At 44.1% G+C, this 22670-nt stretch carries 20 protein-coding genes; 6 read left to right on the top strand and 14 right to left on the bottom strand.

What is annotated here, in order from left to right:
• Window position 1 precedes the first annotated feature (1 nt).
• Both MSG33_RS15260 and MSG33_RS15255 read left to right on the top strand, forming a co-directional pair.
• Window positions 2-1405: a DNA polymerase Y family protein gene (locus MSG33_RS15260; RefSeq protein ID WP_248381383.1), complete on the top strand. Its 1404-nt coding sequence runs from the start codon at window positions 2-4 to the stop codon at window positions 1403-1405.
• Window positions 1406-1432: 27 nt separating this feature from the next.
• Entirely contained in the window at window positions 1433-4507 is a 3075-nt protein-coding gene (locus tag MSG33_RS15255) for an error-prone DNA polymerase (RefSeq protein ID WP_248381382.1), read from the top strand.
• A gap of 75 nt (window positions 4508-4582) precedes the next feature.
• Here MSG33_RS15255 and MSG33_RS15250 read toward each other — a convergent pair whose 3' ends face one another.
• On the bottom strand, window positions 4583-5536 hold the full coding sequence (locus MSG33_RS15250; RefSeq protein WP_005398212.1) for a chemotaxis protein CheV: 954 nt from the start codon (window positions 5534-5536) through the stop codon (window positions 4583-4585).
• Between the two features lie 370 nt (window positions 5537-5906).
• The gene (locus MSG33_RS15245; protein WP_005398213.1) at window positions 5907-7124 is read right to left on the bottom strand and encodes an ROK family protein; all 1218 of its coding nucleotides are present in this window, start codon (window positions 7122-7124) and stop codon (window positions 5907-5909) included.
• A gap of 412 nt (window positions 7125-7536) precedes the next feature.
• On the opposite strand from MSG33_RS15245, the gene pyk reads away from it, so the two are divergent.
• A complete protein-coding gene (pyk, locus tag MSG33_RS15240) occupies window positions 7537-8979 on the top strand; it encodes a pyruvate kinase (protein ID WP_248381381.1) in 1443 nt (480 codons plus the stop codon).
• Between the two features lie 120 nt (window positions 8980-9099).
• On the opposite strand, the gene MSG33_RS15235 is transcribed toward pyk, so the two are convergent.
• Both MSG33_RS15235 and MSG33_RS15230 read right to left on the bottom strand, forming a co-directional pair.
• Window positions 9100-10251 carry a patatin-like phospholipase family protein gene (locus MSG33_RS15235; protein WP_048625754.1) on the bottom strand — a complete coding sequence of 384 codons (1152 nt, stop codon included), beginning with the start codon at window positions 10249-10251 and terminating at the stop codon, window positions 9100-9102.
• 44 nt (window positions 10252-10295) lie between these two features.
• Window positions 10296-10388 carry a YnhF family membrane protein gene (locus MSG33_RS15230; protein ID WP_005372970.1) on the bottom strand — a complete coding sequence of 31 codons (93 nt, stop codon included), beginning with the start codon at window positions 10386-10388 and terminating at the stop codon, window positions 10296-10298.
• Window positions 10389-10515: 127 nt separating this feature from the next.
• Between MSG33_RS15230 and MSG33_RS15225 the strand changes: the two genes are divergently transcribed.
• From MSG33_RS15225 to MSG33_RS15215, 3 genes are all read left to right on the top strand, one after another.
• Entirely contained in the window at window positions 10516-11106 is a 591-nt protein-coding gene (locus MSG33_RS15225; RefSeq protein WP_005398217.1) for an outer membrane beta-barrel protein, read from the top strand.
• Window positions 11107-11676: 570 nt separating this feature from the next.
• Entirely contained in the window at window positions 11677-13143 is a 1467-nt protein-coding gene (locus tag MSG33_RS15220) for a sodium-dependent transporter (RefSeq protein WP_005398219.1), read from the top strand.
• Window positions 13140-13235 carry a MetS family NSS transporter small subunit gene (locus MSG33_RS15215; protein ID WP_005372963.1) on the top strand — a complete coding sequence of 32 codons (96 nt, stop codon included), beginning with the start codon at window positions 13140-13142 and terminating at the stop codon, window positions 13233-13235. Before MSG33_RS15220 ends, MSG33_RS15215 begins: the two co-directional genes overlap by 4 nt.
• Before the next feature lie 64 nt (window positions 13236-13299).
• Here MSG33_RS15215 and MSG33_RS15210 read toward each other — a convergent pair whose 3' ends face one another.
• The 10 genes from MSG33_RS15210 to fabG all read right to left on the bottom strand — a co-directional run bounded on the left by MSG33_RS15210 (window position 13300) and on the right by fabG (window position 22658).
• Complete coding sequence (locus tag MSG33_RS15210) at window positions 13300-13701, bottom strand: hypothetical protein (RefSeq protein WP_005396996.1); 402 nt, start codon at window positions 13699-13701, stop codon at window positions 13300-13302.
• A 210-nt stretch (window positions 13702-13911) separates the two neighbouring features.
• Entirely contained in the window at window positions 13912-15342 is a 1431-nt protein-coding gene (ptsG, locus tag MSG33_RS15205) for a PTS glucose transporter subunit IIBC (RefSeq protein WP_006743155.1), read from the bottom strand.
• Between the two features lie 444 nt (window positions 15343-15786).
• The gene (locus MSG33_RS15200) at window positions 15787-16554 is read right to left on the bottom strand and encodes a YchF/TatD family DNA exonuclease (RefSeq protein ID WP_248381380.1); all 768 of its coding nucleotides are present in this window, start codon (window positions 16552-16554) and stop codon (window positions 15787-15789) included.
• The gene (locus MSG33_RS15195) at window positions 16545-17507 is read right to left on the bottom strand and encodes a DNA polymerase III subunit delta' (protein WP_248381379.1); all 963 of its coding nucleotides are present in this window, start codon (window positions 17505-17507) and stop codon (window positions 16545-16547) included. The genes MSG33_RS15200 and MSG33_RS15195 overlap by 10 nt, the downstream gene beginning before the upstream one ends.
• A 27-nt stretch (window positions 17508-17534) precedes the next feature.
• Complete coding sequence (tmk, locus tag MSG33_RS15190; protein ID WP_031780597.1) at window positions 17535-18167, bottom strand: dTMP kinase; 633 nt, start codon at window positions 18165-18167, stop codon at window positions 17535-17537.
• Window positions 18164-19180, bottom strand: coding sequence for an endolytic transglycosylase MltG (mltG, locus tag MSG33_RS15185; protein WP_248381378.1), 1017 nt, complete (start codon window positions 19178-19180; stop codon window positions 18164-18166). The genes tmk and mltG overlap by 4 nt, the downstream gene beginning before the upstream one ends.
• Window positions 19177-19992: an aminodeoxychorismate lyase gene (gene pabC, locus MSG33_RS15180; RefSeq protein ID WP_248381377.1), complete on the bottom strand. Its 816-nt coding sequence runs from the start codon at window positions 19990-19992 to the stop codon at window positions 19177-19179. Before pabC ends, mltG begins: the two co-directional genes overlap by 4 nt.
• 107 nt (window positions 19993-20099) lie before the next feature.
• On the bottom strand, window positions 20100-21350 hold the full coding sequence (gene fabF, locus MSG33_RS15175; RefSeq protein WP_005396984.1) for a beta-ketoacyl-ACP synthase II: 1251 nt from the start codon (window positions 21348-21350) through the stop codon (window positions 20100-20102).
• A 93-nt stretch (window positions 21351-21443) separates the two neighbouring features.
• Window positions 21444-21677 (bottom strand): acyl carrier protein, encoded by a 234-nt coding sequence (gene acpP, locus MSG33_RS15170; protein WP_004406112.1) that lies wholly within the window; start codon window positions 21675-21677, stop codon window positions 21444-21446.
• Window positions 21678-21923: 246 nt separating this feature from the next.
• Window positions 21924-22658, bottom strand: coding sequence for a 3-oxoacyl-ACP reductase FabG (gene fabG, locus MSG33_RS15165; protein WP_031780596.1), 735 nt, complete (start codon window positions 22656-22658; stop codon window positions 21924-21926).
• Window positions 22659-22670 lie beyond the last annotated feature (12 nt).

The raw sequence follows: 22670 nt of genomic DNA, 5'->3' as shown, positions 1-22670 counted from the left end.
TATGGCTCTGTGGATTTACTTGCACTTCCCTCGCCTGCAGCTAGACGCACTCTTTGGTGATAACCAAGAACAACCCGTGGTGATTGTCGAAAGCCAACGTTGCCAGATTATTCAATACAACGAGATTGCCGAACAACAAGGCATTAAGCCAGGTATGGGCCTAGGCAGTGCTGCGTCCTTGTGTCGAGATTTACAAGTGCATCCTTATCATCCGCACACCGAATGGAGCAAGTTACAAGAAATTGCTCAATGGCTGTATTTGATCACATCTGACGTTGTGTTGATGCCAAACCAAGGTATTTTACTGCGTGCCACACCGATGCTCACCCTATATGAAGGGTTGGACAATTACTGGAATAAAGTCAGTAATCACTTAACTAAACTGCAGTTAAGCTTTCAATTTGGTTGTGGCTTTTCACCTCTGTCGGCCAAGTTAATGGCATTGGCAGGAGCAAATGTTCTTAGTGACGACAAATCTCTTATCGAACAAATGTTATTCCCATTACCTCTGCCTCTAACCGATTTATCGATCTCTATGGTTGAAAAGCTGCACCGCGTAGGCGTTACTTCCTTAAAAGGGTTACTTGAACTGCCATTGCAAGACATCGCACGACGCTTTGATATCGATTTGGTGAACTACGTTGGTCGACTGACTGGGCAGTTCAAGCATCCGGTCGACTTTTATCATCCAACCGAATCCTTCCAGGTTTATTTGGAGCTACTGTTTGAGAGCGAAAACGTCCAATGGATTGAAAAACCGTTGGCCAAATTACTTCGTCAACTCGAAACCTTTCTTAAATTAAGAGATAAGGTCGCTTTTGAACTGTGTTTAACACTCCACCAGCGTGAGAAACAAGAGCAACACCTTCAACTCACTTCTGCGCAAGGTGATTACCTATGTCAGCGTTGGCAACAGTTAGCGAGTTTGAGCTTAGAGTCACTCTCGCTTAATGGCCCAGTCACAGGGCTAACGTTAAAAGTCATCCGTCAAGGTGAGCCTCTTAGTGCATCACGCGATCTCTTTGCTGGGCAGAAAGGAAACATGAATGCTTTAGAGCTGCTCTCTTTACTGCAAGCTAAATTGGGAAAAAGTGCCGTTTTAAAACCCAATATTGCTTGCGATCCTAGACCAGAAAAGGCCAGTCAGTATCGCCCTGCTGATGCTCCGGATGAAAAGGGGCACGCCATACCCTCCATACTACGCCCAGCAATGCAATTACCGACTCCCATTGTATTGCAAGAGCAAGTTTCTTTGGTCCACGGACCTGAGCGAATAGTTTCTGGGTGGTGGGATGGTGATGAGATCATGCGTGATTACTACATTGCACACACCAAGCAAGGCCGCTGGTTATGGATATTTCGCGATCAGCACAAGCACTGGTTTCTTCATGGCTATTTTTGTTAAATCGACAGTTATTTTTGTTGGGTCATTATGAGTTACGCGGAACTATTTTGTCAGTCTAACTTCTCTTTTTTGACTGGTGCTTCTCATGCAGAAGAGCTGGTACTCCAAGCTGCTTTCTATCGCTATCAAGCTTTAGCTATAACGGATGAATGTTCGGTCGCGGGCGTTGTCAAAGCCCATGCAACCATCGAACAACATAAACTCGATATCAAACAAATCGTTGGAAGTATGTTTTGGTTAAATGATGAATGCCAAATCGTACTGCTTTGCCCTTGTCGCAAGGCTTATGCCGAGTTGTGTCGTATCATCACAAACGCAAGGAGACGCAGTGAAAAAGGCAACTATCAACTGTTCGAATGGGATTTGATGTCGGTTCGACATTGTTTGGTATTGTGGCTGCCCACACATAAAGAAAGTGATCACTATTGGGGGCGCTGGCTCAATCAACACCACGCTAATCGTTTGTGGGTAGCGATTCAGCGCCATTTGAGTAACAACGATACTGAGTACATTGCGCACTGCGAGCAGTTAGCACATGAATTTCAATTACCTATAACTGCCTGCGGAGGCGTTCTCATGCATGATGTTGAACGCTTGCCATTACAGCATGTACTTACTGCTATAAAGCATGGGTGTAGCGTCGATAAACTCGGTTTTGATCGTATTTCGAATACAGAGCGAGCGCTTCGTCCTTTTAAAAAGTTGATTCGGATTTACAAACCAGAATGGCTGGAAGAAAGCACTTACATCGCCGATTTATGCGAGTTTAAGCTCTCAGATTTAAAATACGAATATCCTACCGAGCTGATCCCAGATGGTTATACACCCGACTCTTACTTACGTATGTTGGTCGAGCGCGGTAAAAAGCTGCGTTTTCCTGAAGGCGTGCCAGCAGAAGTCAATCAAACCATCGAGAATGAACTGGCGCTTATTCAAGAGCTGAAATACCACTACTACTTCCTTACTATTCACGACATCGTAATGTTCGCGAAACAGCAAGGCATTCTTTACCAAGGGCGGGGTTCCGCTGCAAACTCTGTGGTGTGTTATTGCCTGGAAATTACCGCCGTCGATCCTCGGCAAATCGCTGTCTTATTCGAACGATTTATCAGTAAAGAACGTAAGGAACCGCCGGATATTGATGTGGACTTTGAACACGAGCGCCGTGAAGAGGTTATCCAATATATTTACAAAAAATATGGCCGTGAGCGTGCAGCACTTGCTGCAACAGTGATCAGCTATCGCTTTAAAAGTGCCGTGCGTGAAGTCGGTAAAGCGCTAGGGATTGAAGAGACCCAATTAGATTTTTTCATTAAGAACGTTAATCGCCGAGATCGCAGCCAAGGCTGGCAAGCTCAAATTATTGAACTTGGCTTACAACCAGAATCTCTCAAAGGGCAGCAGTTTATCCAATTGGTCAACGAGATAATTGGCTTCCCACGCCACTTATCTCAGCACGTGGGTGGTTTTGTAATTTCATCTGGCCCTTTATATGAGTTAGTACCTGTTGAAAATGCCTCGATGGAAGATCGCACTATCATTCAATGGGACAAAGACGATTTAGAAAGCTTGAAGCTATTAAAAGTCGATGTGCTCGCACTCGGCATGTTAAACGCCATCAGAAAGTGCTTTCAACTGGTCGAGAAACACCACCAGCGCTCCCTCTCTATTTCCGAGATCACTCGCCGACAAGATGATCCACACGTGTACCGCATGATTCAAAAGGCCGACACGATAGGCGTATTCCAAATTGAATCTCATGCACAAATGAGCATGCTCCCTCGCTTAAAGCCCGCTTGTTATTACGATTTAGTGATTCAAATTGCGATTGTTCGTCCAGGCCCTATTCAGGGTGATATGGTGCATCCTTTTTTAAAACGGCGTGATCACAAAGAGCCTGTCAGTTATCCATCGGAAGAAGTAAAAAGCGTTCTTGAGCGGACTATGGGCGTCCCAATTTTCCAAGAGCAAGTAATCAAGTTAGCCATGGTAGCAGCTGGGTTTAGCGGCGGTGAGGCCGATCAACTCCGTCGAGCAATGGCATCATGGAAAAAGAATGGCGATCTGGCTAAATTCAGGCCAAAACTGATCAATGGTATGCAAGAGAGAGGTTATGACTTAGCGTTTGCTGAGCGCATTTTCGATCAGATTTGCGGCTTTGGTGAGTACGGCTTCCCTGAAAGTCATTCAGCGTCTTTCGCAGTGCTGGCATATTGTTCTGCATGGTTAAAATATTATTACCCAGCAGAATTTTACACTGCACTGTTGAACAGCCAACCAATGGGATTTTATAGCCCATCGCAATTAGTACAAGATGCTCGCCGACATGGCGTCGAAGTATTGCCGGTGTGCGTCAATCATTCAAAATATCAGCATCATCTCGTCTCACGCCCGAATGGCAGGCTCGGCGTGCAACTTGGTTTTCGCTTGGTGAAAGGCTTTAACGCAGAAAGTGCGCAAAGGCTTATTGAGCGCAAACCACTTAATGGTTACCGCTCGATTCAAGAAGTAAAGCAGATATTAAGAAGCCGAAGTGACATTGAATTATTGGCTTCAGCCAATGCATTTCAGATCCTATCGGGGAATCGTTATAACGCACGCTGGGCAGCAATGGATTCCTTATCTGACCTACCATTGTTTCACAAGGTCGAAGAACCCAGTGTTAGCTACCAAACTCAGCCCTCAGAATATGAAAATTTAATTGAGGATTACGCGAGCACGGGACTATCTCTTAGCCGCCACCCGATTAAATTATTAGAAGAAACGGGCAAACTCCCTCATTTTACCCGCATGAGGCAACTGGCAGAGAAACCGCATAGGTCATTGGTCACAGTGGTAGGCGTGGTAACGGGAAGACAATCTCCAGGCACCGCCGCTGGCGTGACATTTTTTACGTTAGAAGATGACACAGGCAACATTAATGTGGTCGTTTGGCAAGCGACAGCACGAGCCCAAAAGCAAGCGTATTTAGGCGCTAAAGTATTAATGGTGAAAGGCATTCTTGAAAGAGAGGGAGAAGTCACGCACGTTATTGCTGGCAAGTTGATTGATTGCACGCACTATTTGAATAATCTACAAAGTAAATCTCGCGACTTTCATTAGTACAGAGATATTAATAAGCGAGGCGTTAAAAAACCAGAGGGAGAGCTGCTCCCCCTCTGATTTCACTATATCTAATCATGCACTTTTAGAAAGCATCTGGCGTAACCGGTCTTGAGCAACTTCAACCAACAGATCTGGTTGGAATTTAGAGATAAAACGATCACAACCTACTTTTTGTACCATGGCTTCATTAAAGCTGCCGCTCAGAGAGGTGTTCAACGTAATAAACAACTTAGACATACGTGGATCTTGGCGCACTTCATGAGTCAGTTTATAACCGTCCATTTCAGGCATTTCAGCATCCGTAATCATCATCAACAGCTCTTTTTCTACGTCTTTCCCTTCATCACACCAGCGTTTTAAAACTGTTAGCGCTTCTAGTCCGTCACGACACTCGATTATATTCATACCCAATTGAGAAAGCGTATCGCGAACTTGATTACGAGCTGTAGATGAATCATCCACAATCAGAACATTACGCCCGACCATTGCTTGGGCAAGTTCTTGATCAAGAATGTCCGCTGAAATCGTGACGTCGTAATGCACGATCTCTGCTAAAACTTTTTCAACGTCAATAATTTCGACAATTTGAGAGGCATCCCCCTCTTTGATTTGCGTGATAGCTGTGAGGTAATTCGAGCGACCAGACGTGGAAGGAGGCGGCTGAATTTCAGTCCATGCCGTATTAATAATATTCTTGACCGGACCGACTAAGAAGCCCTGCACCGTGCGGTTGTACTCTGTCACGATCAAATTTTCTTCTTCCGCTTCACCACGCAAAGCTGGGAAACCTATCGCGCCACGCAAATCAATCACTGGCACTGCTTCACCTCGTAGAGAAGCGACCCCACGAATGTTGTAGTGTGAGCCAGGAAGCTTGGTTAACGGTGGCAGCTTGATGACCTCTTTCACTTTGAACACATTAATCGCAAACAATTGGCGACTATTTAAAGTGAACAGCAGAAGCTCTAGTCGGTTTTCACCAACCAAGTTTGTACGCTGGTCAACCGTATTTAACACTCCGGACATACTACTACCTAAATTATGGATAATTCTTATTTTTACTCGAAATCAATACAGACACATCAATGTTCTAAACCCAAATAACCTTAAGATATTTGTTTTTCGAGCATGGCTTGAAAGTACAACGGTTTCAGCGCATTACTTCCCTTCTATTTGTATCAGACACAAAGTCACTCTACACATTGAAAGCCATTTGGGTTTATTTACTTGAGCTTTTTAGGAAATTACATGAATGGCGCAGATATAGCAATGCAGCACAACTCAAATTCACCTTCTAGTAATAGGCGATCAAAAAGGGTGAGCTGTTAAGCCTCACCCTAAATCATCTAAAAATGTATAGGCTCGACACCTAAGCACTTCATCATGTTTGAAGCAATTAGCCTTCCACAACCTTCATCAATAACTGACCATCGTACAACGCTTGCTTGATCAACGCGGCACCAGGCATTGTTGCTTGCTTATAGAAACGAGATTCCACCAGCTCAAGATCTTGGTGATAAACCGGTAAACTCTGCTCTTCGATACAGCGACGCACCGCAGGATAAAGTACATCTTTTGCTTGGTTAATCACACCACCGATCAAGATCTTCTCAGGGTTAAATAAGTTGATCACAATAGCTATTGCAGAGCCTAAATAGCGTCCAAGCTTTTCAATCACATCAACTGCCAACGGATCACCATTCGCTGCCGCTTCACAAATGCTCTCAATACTCATTTCTTCTTGCTCAGCAAGAATAGAGTCTTCGCCATCAGCAATTCGTCTTACGACTTCTTCACGAATGGCTTGAGAACTGGCAACGGTTTCCAAACAACCAATGTTGCCACAATGACAACGTTTTCCATTTGGATCGATTTGAATATGCCCAAGCTCACCAATGTTGCCGTGACGGCCTTGCAAAACGCGCCCATCCAGAATGATGCCGGCACCTAAACCATGGTGAATAGAGATAAGAACGGAGTTGTCATTGTCTTGAGAATGGCCGAAAAGCTTTTCTGCTAATGCCCAAGCTCGCGTGTCATTGGCAATGAAAACTGGCAAGCCCGTTGCTTTGTATATCTCTGGTCCAAGAGCAAGATTTTCGACATTGTAATGAGGCATTTGCAGCACGACACCTTGCTCTGAATTCACAAGGCCAGGCAGCGTAATTGCAATACTGGTAACACGGTCAAGTTGATCCGCGTAAGTTTGGAAGAATTCATCAATTTCGTAGAGCAGACGCTCAAGCACATCGTCTTGGTCACGTTCGTGTATCTCGATTTTAGTATCGATCAACACATCGCCACCTAGCTCATGCAGAGCAATAGTTAAATAACCTCGCCCCAAACGCATTGAAAGAAATTGCCACCCTTCGTTGTTGACCTGCAAACCGACGGCAGGTCGACCACGACTCGTCGCTTCTTGTACTGTGGTTTCATGAATCAAGTGCGCTTCAATTAATTCTCGAGTGATTTTGGTGATACTGGCAGGAGCAAGCTCACTCTGCTTGGACAAATCAATTCGAGAAATAGGACCTTTTAGGTCAATTAGTTTATATACACGACCAGCATTGACCTGTTTGATATGATCAATATGGCCCGGTTGAGCCATGTACATCTTGCACTCCGAAATTCTATAACGAGACAATTTTTTTACTTTGCGAACTAATTGTGAAGTGAATTAATAAATCCCCGTGACAAGCATCACGTATAAACCTGTTTGTTTGTGTATTCAATCAAATAACGAAGAATCTACTCCTGTTAAATTGTTTGAAAAATAACTTATTTTTATTCACTAAATTATGAAGCAACTCCTGTTACACCAGCGCATTCTCATCAATAGGAGCTGAAGCCTATGGAATATCTGTCTGTTTTACCGGGATTACTCTTAATGTAAACATTCTGTGCATATACTTATACTCAAGCAGCTTTAAGGTGTGGGCTCAGCAACGAGGCAGACCTTGAGAGCGATTGAGGAAAGTAAGGATAGAGTTCAAGTTACCTTTACACATACATTCATCGGAGAATCTATGACTTCCAAACTAAGACGAACAAAAATTGTCACCACGCTTGGTCCTTCAACGGATAAGGACAATGTACTTGAGGAGATCATCAAAGCCGGTGCAAACGTTGTCCGTATGAATTTCTCACATGGAACCAGTGAAGACCACATTCAACGCGCCAAAAAAGTCCGTACTATTGCGGCAAAACTTGGGCGTCAGGTTGCAATTCTTGGTGACTTGCAAGGCCCTAAAATCCGCGTATCGACCTTTAAAGACGGCCAAGTCATGTTAAATGTGGGCGATAAATTCACATTAGACAGTGATTTACCAAAAGATGAAGGCAACCAAGAGTCCGTAGGGCTAGATTATAAAGAACTGCCGCAAGATGTGTCACCAAACGACATTCTGTTACTCGATGATGGACGCGTTCAACTGCAAGTCACCAGCGTCGAAGGCAATAAAGTTCATACCCGTGTGATTGTTGGTGGCCCACTATCTAATAACAAAGGTATCAACAAAAAAGGCGGCGGACTGTCAGCCGATGCGCTCACAGAGAAAGATAAAGCCGACATTCTTACCGCCGCAGAAATTCAAGTGGACTACCTTGCTATTTCGTTCCCACGTAACGGCGAAGACATGCATTACGCTCGACGTCTAGCCAGAGATGCAGGCCTTGAAGCCATGTTGGTGGCTAAAGTCGAACGAGCAGAAACCGTCGCGACCAATGAGTCTATTGACGATATTATTCTCGCATCCGATGTGGTGATGGTAGCGCGTGGCGATCTGGGGGTAGAAATCGGCGATCCTGAACTTATTGGCGTCCAGAAAAAGCTGATTCGCCGCGCACGCAGCTTAAACCGCATCGTGATTACTGCGACACAAATGATGGAGTCCATGATTACTAGCCCGATGCCGACGCGTGCTGAAGTGATGGACGTGGCCAATGCGGTTCTAGACGGCACTGACGCGGTGATGCTATCTGGAGAGACCGCAGCAGGTAAATACCCTGTAGAAACGGTCAAATCCATGGCCGAGGTGTGTGTGGGCGCAGAAAAGATGTCTGAGGCAAGCCTATCCACTTATCGCTTAGATCGCACCTTCGAAACCGCTGAAGAAACCATCGCAATGGCAACCATGTACTCTGCGAATCACATGGAAGGAATTAAAGCGATGATCTCGTTAACAGAATCTGGCAGGACTGCGTTGATGATGTCTCGCTTAAGCTCTGGCTTACCAATATTTGCCTTATCACGTAATGAATCCACGCTCAATCGAGCTGCACTATACCGAGGCGTGACACCGGTATATTTCGAGTCAAGAAGTGATGCAGGTTTACCGACAGCTCAAGCTGCGATTGCCAGCCTTAAAGAACAAGGGTTCTTGCACAAGGGTGATTTAGTCATGATCACTCAAGGCGATGTAATGGATGTCGTTGGTTCAACCAACTGCATGCGAATTCTGCAAGCATAACCTTTATACCTAACCCTATTAACCACAGAGATTAGGTACGCACACGAATGAGGCTCCGAAACGGAGCCTCATTTATTTACACTTCACTTTGTATTTAGCGTATGTCGTTAATACAAAAGGTTATGCACTCTCTCTGCCATCAATTTCAATATTCAGTTGGTCATAGAGTTGAACCAGATTAAACCCCGCCTGAAGTCCGAGTTGATAATCATGCTCTAATGATTCTTGGTCACTTAACAAAGAAGAAGAACGAAGCCCCTCTTTAGGCGCAATTTGTAAAATGAAAGTATCGTCAGGTGGAGCAGATATAAAGGCCTGAGTGAGCTCAAATGTTTGATAGTGAATCATCAGCATGTCGGCTAAACCTGAGTCAAAATTCTCACCGATTAAATGGCTTAGACGATACAAATTATCAGCACCGAACAACCAACGGCCTCCATTCAATAGCATTTTTCCGGCAAGCTTCGACTGATGGGCGGCATTAATTTTTTGTTGGAAGAACGAAGCCCAATCCAACTTCCATCGATTCACTTTTTGCTGCCATGATTGCTGCACCGAATTGATAGACTCTCGATACCACTCGACAGGCACATCCCCTACTTCACTTTGCGCTCTCGCTTCAATCTCCGAGAACGGTTCTGTTCGGATGACAATAATGTTGCGAGCATTCTGACGCCACGCTTCTTGAACAGGGATAGAAGCCGACACACCACCATCAACAAACTTATTGCCATTAACGTCGACAGGTCCGTGGTACAACTTAGGAATCGCGCATGTTGCTAACATGGTGTTAAACCACGTTTCACCCAGGATTGGTAAATATTGATCCGATAGCGTCTCTACATTTGTTACCGCTGCAAACGCACCTCGTCCTCCTAGTGCACTGCGGCCTAAATCAAGATCGAGCTTGTAAGGGAAATCTTGAATCCGCTCTAACGCCCACTCTAAACCCAAGTACTGCTGCTTTCGAATATAACGAAACAGATTAAAAAATTCGGGAGACGTTGTCAGTTCGGTAATAAAAGCTTTGCCCATACCGTGTTGACGACATAAGTAAGAGCATAAATTGAGTGCCCCAGCAGAGGTACCGTAGAATTCATCGAAAGGATCAAAGTTGGAAAGTAAAAATGCGTCTAATACGCCAGCGGTAAAAATCCCTCTCTGCCCTCCACCTTGCGTGACTAAAGCAGTTTTTCCATGCCTGAAATGCTCATAAACTTTGACATCAAGCTCAGTGTGGCTTTCTGTGATTATACCGCTGTTACGTATCATAGGCTCACGCCATTTTGTTAAAACGTTTGGTAAAAGTAGTTATCTTAAGCCGTTGTAATCGCAATGATGCCAAACGACAAAAGTACTGCAAAAACAGTCACCACGATGATTAATGCGGATTTTAGATCGTGTTCCATAAACACCTCCTTAATATGTAACAAATTAATAACACCAGTGTGAAATATGTTCAAGATTTGCTTAATTTAGTCGCGCAATTTTGACTAACCCATCACAATTAGCTTAGTCATAATAAGGAGATAGGACATGAACCAAAAACTCAGCTGGCTGGTAGGAAGCATACTGCTCAGCACCGCGGTAAGTGCACAAGCCAATATTATCGTTACTCCATTCATAGGCTATACAGGTGGCGGTCAAGTAGAAGACGAAAGTGGCAATACATACGACCTCGATCCCGCAGTGAACTACGCACTTTCAATCGAGACGCCTTTTGAGAAAGGAAGAATTGGATTATTTTACTCCAACCAATCAACAGAACTTGAAAAGTTATCAAATTCGGCAGACATCCATTACCTGCAATTTCAAAGCAGCATGTACTACCCTGTTGCAGAAAACTGGCAAACCTATATTGGTGTTGGCTTGGGAGCCTCTTACACCGATGTTGATTGGGTAGACAAAAAATACGGATTTTCGGCTAGCGCTTTTGCAGGGCTGGAATATGAGTTTTCAAAGAACTTTGCGTTGACAGCCCAATTGAGATGGTTAGGAACGGTCGTTGATAACGATACCTCTGGAGCCTGCACCCTACCTAATGACGGCTCAAACTGCATCATTAAGTTCGATACCGATTGGATGAATCAATTCCAATCAAATATTGGTTTTAGTTTCCGTTTCTAATTTTTTGTACACTTCACTTCGTAGGGCTCTCCGCAAAGAGTGCTGGGCGAGTCCTACACAAAGCAGATAGAAAATATCATCTAAAAATCATCGCTTAGAAAAGTAACGAAGCATTCTCTAGCGGGGTGCGCAAAAGATAGCCGTACGCCCTAGTTCATCAAAATAGTTTTAAACACCAAGTCGATTATTGGATTCTAGTCATTTATTCCATACAACCAACCAATCCCCCACACAAAACCATAATCAAACTCAAATTTAACAAGATTAAAACCAGACAACGCATCTGAGTTAACATTTAGATTCTATTGCGCTAAGTATTATTAGAAGTTAGTCTGATTAGTGAAAACAGATAAATATTTCAGTTTTATCAAACACACATCAAAATTTTAAGATTAATAATCTACTTTCTCTCACAGTAACCAGAATATAGCTCTAGAAAATTATAATAAGCTAGAATTAAGGATAGAAAAGCTGATAGATAACAGCGGTCCTTTCTTCCAACAGTTTACGCAAATATTACTGTGTTACGGAGAGAGCTTCATTCCTCAGGGAGTCGTATAGGAGTCAAATATGAAGCGAGAACAATGGGGATCCCGAGCGGGATTCATCTTAGCAGCAGTCGGGTCTGCTATCGGTTTGGGAAACATTTGGCGTTTTCCATATATGGCCTATGAAAACGGTGGCGGCGCATTTTTTATTCCTTACATTTTCGCCATGATCACGGCCGGTATTCCATTTATGATCCTTGAGTTCAGTATGGGACAAAAGTACCGAGGCTCAGCACCAAAAACGCTAGCGAAAATTCATTCTAAATTTGAATGGCTTGGCTGGTTCCAAGTTGGTGTTGCAGCAGTTATCGCCGTTTACTATGTTGCAGTTATCGGTTGGTCAATTTCTTACTTTGGGTTGTCGTTCACTCAAGGTTGGGGAACCGATACAAACGCATTTTTCTTTAGTGAGTACCTAAAGTTAGGTGATAACTCACCAACAGACTTAGGCAGTATTCAATGGAAAATTGCCTTATCTATGGTGATTGCTTGGGCTATTACTTACACCGCCATTGCCAAAGGCGTGAAATCAGGGATTGAGCGCGCATCTAAAATCATGATGCCAATACTATTTTTGATGGTGATTTTTTTAATCGGACGTATGGTTTTCTTGCCAGGAGCTTTGGATGGCGTTAACTACATGTTTGAACCCGATTTCAGCAAAATTTGGGATGTGAAAGTATGGGCAGCTGCGTACGGTCAGATCTTCTTTACCCTAAGCATCGGCTTCGCGATCATGCTGGCTTACTCTAGTTATCTGCCAGAAAAGTCAGACATCACGAATAACGCGTTTATGACCGTGTTGATCAACTGTGGCTTCTCCATCCTAGCTGGTATTATGATCTTCTCTGTCTTGGGTTACATGGCTCAAGAACAAGGTAAACCGCTAACAGAAGTGGTATCTGCAGGCGTTGGCCTTGCTTTTGTTACTTTACCTGCGGCAATTAACTTATTACCCGCACCATATATTCTTGGTCCTCTGTTCTTCTTTGCACTGGTGGTTGCTGGTCTAAGTTCGCACATTTCTATCATGGAAGCCGTAACATCCGCCATCATCGATAAGCTAAAGTGGAGCCGAAAAAAAGCTGCCAACGTTGTAATCGGAACTGGTTTTGTGGTTTCTATGGCGTTCGCAACAAATGGCGGTCTATTGCTGCTAGACCTAGTAGACCACTTCGCAAACAACGTTGGCATTATGGTAGGCGGCTTGGTTGAGATTGTATTGATGGCGTGGCTATTGAAACGCGTGCCTGAAGTACGTAATTACGTAAATGAGCGCTCTGATTTCTCTATTGGTCAATGGTTTGAGATCTGTTTACGCTTCGTAACACCGATTATGCTCGCCATTATCTTAGCGACTAAGCTTTATGCTTTATTTACTGAAGGCTACGGTGGTTATGATCTAACTGTAGGCTGGGCACTTATCGCCGCACTATTTATCTTTGGTCTAGTGATTAACGCAGTGAATCGCAAGGAGACAGCGAAATGACAATCAGCGCAATTATTATGATGGTTATTGGTTTAGGTATCACTTGGGGCGGCGCTGCCGTTTGTATCAAGCGAGCCATGGATAAACAATAGCAGTATTGCATTCCAAACATAAAAAACGCCGGTATTTACCGGCGTTTTTTATGTTTCTTTTATTCTAGAAACTGTATTTGATGCCAACGGCACCACCAAGTTGTAAGTCAGCACCTTTGTAAAGATCTAGCTCTGGGTGTATTTGACCATAAAGATCCCAGCCGCGTGATAAATCCCAGTTCACACCGAGAGGTACACGCACGCCAAACTCATCATCCCATTCATACCAACCACCAACGCCAACATACCAAGTCACAGGCATGTTTTGATCGAATGTTCCACGTTTAGCGATGTAATCAAACGCCATACCATCGTTACCGATAATGCCGCGATACTTATTATCTAACTCAACAACAACACTCAACTGTTGATCGACAGCCATACCAACAGACAAGTTTGTTGGCTCATTTGCCGCCATTGCGGTACTAGAAACTAGTCCTGCTAATAAAATTAATTTGCTCTTCATACACGTTATCAATTATTAAAAAAACATCATGCGTTATTCAAACATAGTGGTGTTTCAATATGTCAACGATGAGTAAGCGCGATGTATGAAAAGACTGGCAAAAGTAAAGATGAGTTTAGGATCACACTCAGAAAGCACTTTTAGCAATGGGAGAGGAACTAAAAAAGGAGGCCGAAGCCTCCTTTTATTCATTGTTATGAATGACGGTGATTAGCCGTGGTTACGGATCCACTCATCCATTTCAGTTTTTAGGTTGTCAGACTTAGTACCGAAGATAGCCTGTACACCACCTGCAACAACTACAACACCAGCAGCGCCAAGTTGTTTCAGTTTGTCTTGGTCAACAGCTGCTGTATCTGCAACCGCTACACGTAGGCGAGTGATACATGCGTCTAGACCAGTAATGTTAGCTTTACCACCGAACGCTGCAACCAGTTCACCACCCATGTCAGAGCCAGAAGTTGCTGCCGCACTTTCTGTTTCATCTTCACGACCAGGAGTTTTTAGGTCAAGTGCTGTGATTACGCCACGGAACACTACGTAGTAAATCACTGCGTATACTAGACCAACAGCAATCATTAGACCCATCTTCTGAGCGTTACCAGATAGAACTAGGAAGTCGATCAGACCGTGAGAGAAAGAAGTACCGTGTACAAAGCCTAGAGTGTTAGAAACAATGTATGCAGAACCAGCTAGTAGAGCGTGGATACCGTATAGTAGTGGAGCAACGAATAGGAATGAGAATTCGATAGGCTCAGTAATACCAGTTAGGAATGAAGTCAGTGCAGCTGACGCCATGATACCCATTACTTTTGCACGGTTTTCTGGTTTAGCGCAGTGAGCAATTGCGATTGCTGCAGCTGGTAGACCAAACATCTTGAACATGTAACCACCCGCTAGCTGACCGAAGCCATTACCAGCAGCACGAGATGCTTCATCAGCAACTAGGTAACAAGTTAGTACGCCGTTTTGAGCTTCACCAGCAGCGTTAACACAAGAACCAGCTTCGAAGAAGAACGGTACGTTCCATACGTGGTGTAGGCCGAATGGGATTAGAGAACGCTCTACAACACCGTAGATACCGAATGCTAGTTGTGGGTTTTGGTGCGCAGCCCAATCAGAGAATGCAGAGATTGCACCGCCAATTGGTGGCCAAATTACAGAAAGGATAACACCAAGGATGATCGCTGCAAAACCAGTGATGATAGGCACTGCACGCTTACCAGCGAAGAAGCCAAGATACTCTGGAAGTTGAATTTTGAAGAAACGGTTGAATGCCCAAGCAGCCACACCACCGACAAGGATACCACCTAGTACACCTGTATCGATTTTCTCAACACCCATAACACCCGCCATTACACCTAGCGTTGCCGTCATGATGCCGTAACCAACAATTGCTGCAAGACCAGCAACACCGTCGTTATTAGTGAAGCCTAGAGCTACACCTACTGCAAATAGAAGTGCCATTTGGCCGAATACTGAACCACCAGCTTGTTCCATAAGATTAGAAACGATCTCTGGAATAAAGCTTAGATGGGCAGCACCCACACCTAATAAAATACCTGCAACTGGTAAAACTGATACTGGAAGCATCAGCGCCTTACCAACTTTTTGCAGGTTAGCAAAAAGGTTCTTAAACATGTTTATGCTCCTGATAAATTTATAAGTATTATTTGGGCACTAACGGCACACCCCCGTAGCCTAAAGGTTAGCACCCAATGAAAATGTAACCACAACTGCATTATATTTTCCGGCTCTAAATATATATTGATGACCCTCAAACTTTCCACACAGTTACGAAATTTAGTTTCAAAACAAGTCTTGGATCACACCCAAAAACAGCTGATGAAAAGGTTTGCATTGTGGTTATATTACTGTTTTATAAAGAGTTTATTATTTATATAATTAATTTTAAGGCGTAAATAAAATACGCCCCAATGTTATTTTTAGTAACAAAATTACATTTGTGATTTTTGAATGTTATTAAATCAACATTTTTAGTAAACATTAAACTCATGAGTATATCTGTTGTTTTTATCAACAAAAAAGGAGCATACGCTCCTTTTTTATGCTCTTATTGATTTTTCATCGCAAAAAAAGATTTCGGAAATTTTCGGTGGTTTTTTGTGCCACTTCAGAAAGAGAGCACGATTTGAGTTGCGCAATATAAGAAGCCACCTCGACAACATAAGCAGGTTGATTCTCTTTACCTCGGTGAGGGACTGGAGCCAAGTAAGGAGAATCTGTCTCAATGAGAAGCTTCTCTAGAGGTAGAGTCTTCACCACTTCTTTCAACTCTGTAGCTTGACGGAAAGTGACAATCCCCGAGATAGAAATATAAAACCCCAGCTCAAGTGCAGCTTCAGCAAATGGAAGATCTTCTGTAAAACAGTGGATAACACCACCACATTTCTCCGCCCCACCCTTACGCAAAATATCTAGAGTATCCGCACGTGCGTTTCTGGTATGGATAATTAAAGGTTTGTCGAGCTCCACCGCCAGATCAACGTGTTGCTCAAAACGCTCTTTCTGTAACGCTGCCGTTTCTGGCTTGTAATGATAATCCAAGCCTGTTTCACCAATGGCAACGACTTTTTCATTCGATGCGTGGTGACGTAGCACGTCCATCGAAAAGTCGCTTTCAACATCAAGTGGGTGTACACCGCACGAAGCATAAACATTCTCATAAGGCTCAATCATTTCCATCATTTTAGGGAAAGAATCCAGCGTAACTCCCACAGAAAGCAGCTCGGTTACCTTTGCTTGTTTAGCTTTGTTAATAACGTCTTCCACATTGATGTGGAGATCGTCGTAATTCAATTTGTCTAAATGACAATGAGAATCTACGAACATAATGCCTCTCGTGATTCAATTAACCAGTTCATTGATAGTAGCTCAAGGTTTAGACCAGGAAAGGCTTGCACCTGAGCTTTGAGGTCCATCAGCGCCTTCGCTGATGAGTACAAACCGTTGTAGTTGTTAGGCTGAAACTTTATAGCGCCAGGAAGCATTTGTGCTTCTGATACACCAAACTGCGCTTTCTGAGCGTCTGTCAGTAAATACCACGCCCAGTCTAGTGATTGCTCCGAGTGTTTAGCCATTAAAGAAGCGCACTCAGAAATGTCTGAGGCAGGAGAAGACATCGCCTTAATAAAAGTGCGCTCAAAAGCCACGTAAGCATCGAGATCGCCATTATTTAACGCATCCAATGTTTTTATCGGAGAGCCCATATTCAGTTTTAAGGCGTAAGCAGGAACTTGCTGCGCCCCTTGTTCGCGCATCCATTGCATCGCTTGTTCCGTTGACGGCGGCGCAACAACCCAGTGTTGGCAACGGCTACGAATCGTTGGAAGCAGGTGCTCCTGATTGTGGGTAACGAGCAAAAACAAGCACTTTGCCCCAGGCTCTTCTAGCGTTTTTAACAATGCATTCGATGCCGATTCATTCATAGAGTCCGCTGGCTCTATAACAAATAGGCGATAACCATTAAGCTGTGATGATTCCTGAGCAAGACGGTTGCAAGATCGAACTTGGTCCACCGTTATCGCTTTTCCTTCTTTTTCTGGTTTGATCCAGTGTAAATCTGGGTGGTTGTGTGATTGATTTAATTGACAGCTATGACAAAAACCGCACGCTTCACTGGCGTAATTTTGGCAAAGAAGTGCTTGGCTAAAAAACTCGATAAGTTTTTCGATGCCTAAGCCTTGCTCGCTTTGCAATAAAAGCGCACCTGGTACTCTGTCCGACTCTAGCCCTACTTTGAGGTTATCCCATACTGGCTGCAACCATGGATAATCATTTAACATGAGTCACCTAAATTTAAGTTTCACTTATTATTGACGAGCTAACCACTCGTTAAGAGCGTCCCGAATATCACGCGACACGTCTTCGATCGCCTGCTCAGCGTTAATGATAATGATAGAAGGATCAGCATGAGCAATCTCCAAATAGCGCTCTCGTGTACGTTCAAAGAAGCTGATATCCATCTTCTCGATACGATCGAGCTCACCACGCCCACGCGCACGCTCAAGCCCAACGCGAGGGTCGATATCCATATAGAGAGTGAAAGCAGGTTTAAAATCACCAAGCGTTGTGTCTCGAAGGTTTTTCATTAGCGACGCGTCAATCTGACGACCACCACCTTGATAAGCCTGCGATGACATATCGTGGCGGTCACCCACCACCCACTGACCATTCGCCAAAGCTGGTTTGATCACGTTCTCAACCAACTGGACACGTGCAGCATATAGAAGAAGCAACTCCGTCATGTCTTTAAGTTCTTCGCCTTCATGCTCTTCTTTCACCAGAGCGCGCATCTTTTCTGCTAGCGGCGTGCCTCCTGGCTCACGAGTATTTACGATATTTTCAATACCTGCCGCTTTTAGCGTATCTAAAACGGTTTTAATCGCAGTGCTTTTACCCGCGCCTTCTAGGCCTTCAACGACAATAAAGTTTGCTTTCATCATTTGTTCTTTCTTAGTTCTCTTAAATAGGCTCGAACAGCACGATTGTGCTCTGCAAGGGATTTCGAAAATACGTGTCCGCCCTTTCCACTTGCTACGAAATATAAATAGTTGCTGCTTTCTGGATTCAAAGCCGCTTCAATAGAGGCTTCACCTGCCATCGCAATTGGGGTTGGAGGTAAGCCATTGATGGTATAGGTGTTATATGGTGTCGGCGTGCGCAAATCTTTCTTACGAATATTTCCGTCGTAAGCATCACCCATACCATAAATAACCGTCGGATCCGTTTGTAAACGCATGCGTTTGTTCAATCGGTTGATAAACACAGAAGCGACGCGCTCACGCTCAGAGTCAATGGCCGTCTCTTTCTCGATGATAGACGCCAGAATCAAGGCTTCATATTTGTCTTGCAATGGCAGCTTTTCTTGACGAGCTTCCCAGCTAGCATCCAGTATTTTATTGAGTTTTCGATGCGCTCGTTTTAACAACTGGCTTTCACTCGCACCCGCTGTGTAATGGTAGGTTTCTGCTAAAAACAACCCTTCTAGCTTTTCTCTCTCAATTCCAAGCTTCGCAGCCATGTCTTTTTCTGAAAGATCGGTTAAATCATGCTCTAAATAAGGAGCACTTTTCAATTGCTCTACCCACTCAGAAAAGCGGCTGCCTTCAACAAAAGTGATCGCAAACTGGTATTCTTTTCCGGTATTCAGGTGCTCCAATGCTTGCGAAAGCGACATACTAGGCTCTAGTTGATAAGTACCCGCTCGCACTTGCAACAGTTCTGGATATAAGTGAGGTATTAAACGGATGTACTCCGACGTTTCAATTACCTCATCTTCAACTAAGGCACGCATGACATGATGAAAGCTTGTACCACTTTCTACAGTAAACAGCTGAGGTTGTTCCAATAGAATAGGCTTTTCAACGTATTGTTTAGCCTGTGAAATTATATAAAAAACAGCTGCTGCGCCTATCACTGCGATCAGCACAACAAAAGCCAACAGTTTTTTAATCACGTAGTTAAATTCCCTTGCAGTCGTTGAGTCAATTTTCCTATCGGAAATATAGTCTTAGAGTTAGATGCCACTATGCTGCGAATTGGTGCGACACCTAATATTGAGTTACACATGAAAGCCTCGTCTGCGCTCAGCAAATCTGGAAGTATAAAACGCCCTTCGATGACTTCAATATGACTTACTTTTAGTAACTCAAGCACCTTACGACGCATTACGCCCGCAACGCCAGATAAGGTCAGATCCGGTGTAAATACTTTATTACCTTTAACCCAAAAAAGGTTGGCCATTGTAGTTTCAATGACATGGTTTTGCACATTTAACGTTATTGCATCTGCAAACTCGGTATCGTCGATTTCAGCCTTGGCGAGAATCTGCTCTAAACGGTTGTTGTGCTTGTGTCCAGCAAGTAAAGGTTGGATCCCGAGACGAGTCTCACAAACGCCCAAATCCACGCCTTTTTCTTGCCAAGAAGAGTAATGAGAAGGAAACGCAAAATTCGAGATCGTCACGATAGGGCCTTCAATCCCATTAGGACTATACCCTCGCCCACCAATACCACGGCTAACGTGAATTTTCACCCCCGCTTGTGCGTCAGATAAAGCCGCTTTGCTTGCCCAATCATGCACAACTTGCCAGTCAGGGGAAGAGATCTTCAATGCGTCAAGGCAGGACTTCATACGCTCAATGTGTTCTTGCCAGTAAACCAACTCTCCGTTTTGGGTCAGGATGGTGGTAAAACCTCCATCACCGTATTGGAATGAGCGATCACCCAGTTCTACATGCGTTTGTGGAACTCCATTTACCCAAAACATTCGCGTACCTTCAAATTAGCAGACAACAAATAAAACAAAACGGCTCAATGCTAAGCATCGAGCCGTTAGAATACAAGTTTCGCTTATCTAAATAAGGTTAGATAGTGTTACTCAGCGAACTTTTTGAAGATCAAAGAACCGTTTGTACCACCAAAGCCAAACGAGTTACAGATAGCGTATTCCATACCTTCAACTTTGCGCGCAGTGTGCGGCACAAGGTCGATGTCTAGACCTTCTTCTGGATCATCAAGATTAATCGTTGGTGGAACGATTTGGTCAACCAAAGACATAACCGTGATAATTGCTTCAACAGAGCCTGCTGCACCTAATAGGTGACCAGTCATAGACTTAGTTGATGATACAAGTACTTGCTTCGCACCTTCTTCACCAAGAGCACGTTTCACGCCCTTGATTTCTGCAACGTCGCCAGCAGGAGTAGATGTACCGTGAGCATTCACATAACCCACTTGGGTACCTGTGATGTTCGCGTCACGCATTGCCGCTTCCATCGCAAGTGCACCACCAGAGCCATCTTCGCTTGGAGAAGTCATGTGGTAAGCATCACCAGACATACCAAAACCAACCAGTTCTGCGTAAATCTTCGCGCCACGTGCTTTCGCGTGTTCGTACTCTTCAAGCACCATCATGCCAGCACCATCACCTAGAACAAAACCATCACGGCCTTTATCCCATGGACGAGACGCTTTTTGAGGTTCGTCATTACGAGTAGATAGCGCTTTAGCTGCACCGAAGCCAGCCATGCCAAGAGGCGTAGACGCTTTTTCTGCGCCACCAGCAACCATCGCATCTGCATCGCCGTACGCAATCATTCGTGCAGCATGACCGATGTTATGTAGGCCAGTAGTACATGCTGTAGAAATCGCGATATTTGGACCACGAAGACCACGCATGATAGATAGGTTACCTGCAACCATATTTACGATGGTCGAAGGAACAAAAAATGGGCTAACTTTGCGAGGGCCTTTTTCTACTAATGCAGTGTGACCTGTTTCGATCAGATCTAGACCGCCAATGCCTGAGCCGATAGCAACACCAACTCGAGCCGCATTTTCTTCGGTAATTTGTAAGCCAGAGTTATCAAGAGCTTGAATACCCGCTGCAATGCCGTACTGGATGAAAAGATCCATCTTACGAGCATCTTTTTTAGACATGTACTCTGTGCAATCGAAATCTTTAACAAGACCTGCAAAACGAGTTGAGAAGTTCGTAGCATCAAAGTGCTCGATATTCACGATACCACTTTGACCTTCTAGCAGGGCTTTCCAAGATGATTCTACTGTGTTGCCTACCGGTGACAACATACCCATGCCAGTGACAACTACACGACGCTTGGACACGATATAATTCTCCGGGAATTGAATATTTCTATGAGAGGATAGAAGAAGTTAGAAAGAACACAGGCGGTCTAGGAGACCGCCTGGGAGAGCTAATTACTGAGCGCTGTTTACGTAGTCGATTGCAGCTTGAACAGTAGTGATCTTCTCAGCTTCTTCGTCAGGAATCTCAGTGTCGAATTCCTCTTCTAGAGCCATAACTAGTTCTACAGTGTCTAGAGAATCAGCACCTAGATCGTCAACGAAAGAAGCTTCGTTTTTAACTTCTGCTTCGTCTACACCTAGCTGTTCAACAATGATTTTCTTTACGCGTTCTTCGATGTTGCTCATTTTTCTTTTCCTTTACAGATTTCGCCTAATGCGATGATTCCGTAGTTTATTCGAACTATTGAAAGTTGCAAGGGGGTCCTTGCTGGTCAAACCACAAAATTAGCGAATTTAACCGAATTTCAATACATTTTTGACTTAAATCATGCACAAATCTTGCGCATAAGCATGACAAGTTCATGACAGTTAACTGCAACTATAGGCTATTTTTCACAATGTAAAATAGCTTATTTTGCACAAACTGTCTCATTAAACCATGTACATGCCACCATTTACATGCAAAGTTTCACCAGTAATGTACGCTGCTTCAGGAGAAGCAAGGAAAACTACTGCTGATGCAATTTCACGTGGGTCACCTAAACGACCAGCTGGCACGTTCGACAACGTTGCCGCACGTTGCTCATCATTTAGTGCCTTTGTCATGTCAGTTTCGATGAAACCAGGGGCAACAGTGTTCACTGTTACACCACGAGACGCAACTTCACGAGCCATTGATTTAGTAAAACCAATCACGCCCGCTTTCGCTGCTGCGTAGTTAGTTTGACCTGCGTTACCCATGGTACCAACAACCGAGCCTACGTTGATGATACGACCCGCACGTTTTTTCATCATGCCGCGTAAAACCGCTTTAGACATGCGGTAGATAGGCGTTAGGTTGGTATCGATGATGTCGTTCCACTCATCATCTTTCATACGCATCAATAGGTTGTCACGAGTAATACCAGCGTTATTCACCAGAATATCGATCACACCAAATTCTTCGTTGATCGTTTTTAGTGTCGCTTCGATAGACTCGACATCGGTCACGTTAAGAGCTAGACCTTTACCGTTATCACCAAGATACTCGCTGATAGCAGCTGCTCCACTTTCAGAAGTAGCCGTACCGATAACCGTCGCACCGCGCTCTACAAGAAGTTCCGCGATCGCGCGGCCAATACCACGGCTTGCGCCGGTAACTAGCGCGATCTTACCTTCTAGATTCATCATGTTGTGTTT

This window comes from Vibrio sp. 1CM7H (assembly GCF_023161645.1).
Lineage (GTDB): Bacteria > Pseudomonadota > Gammaproteobacteria > Enterobacterales > Vibrionaceae > Vibrio > Vibrio diabolicus.
This window is presented reverse-complemented; position numbering and strand designations above follow the sequence as displayed.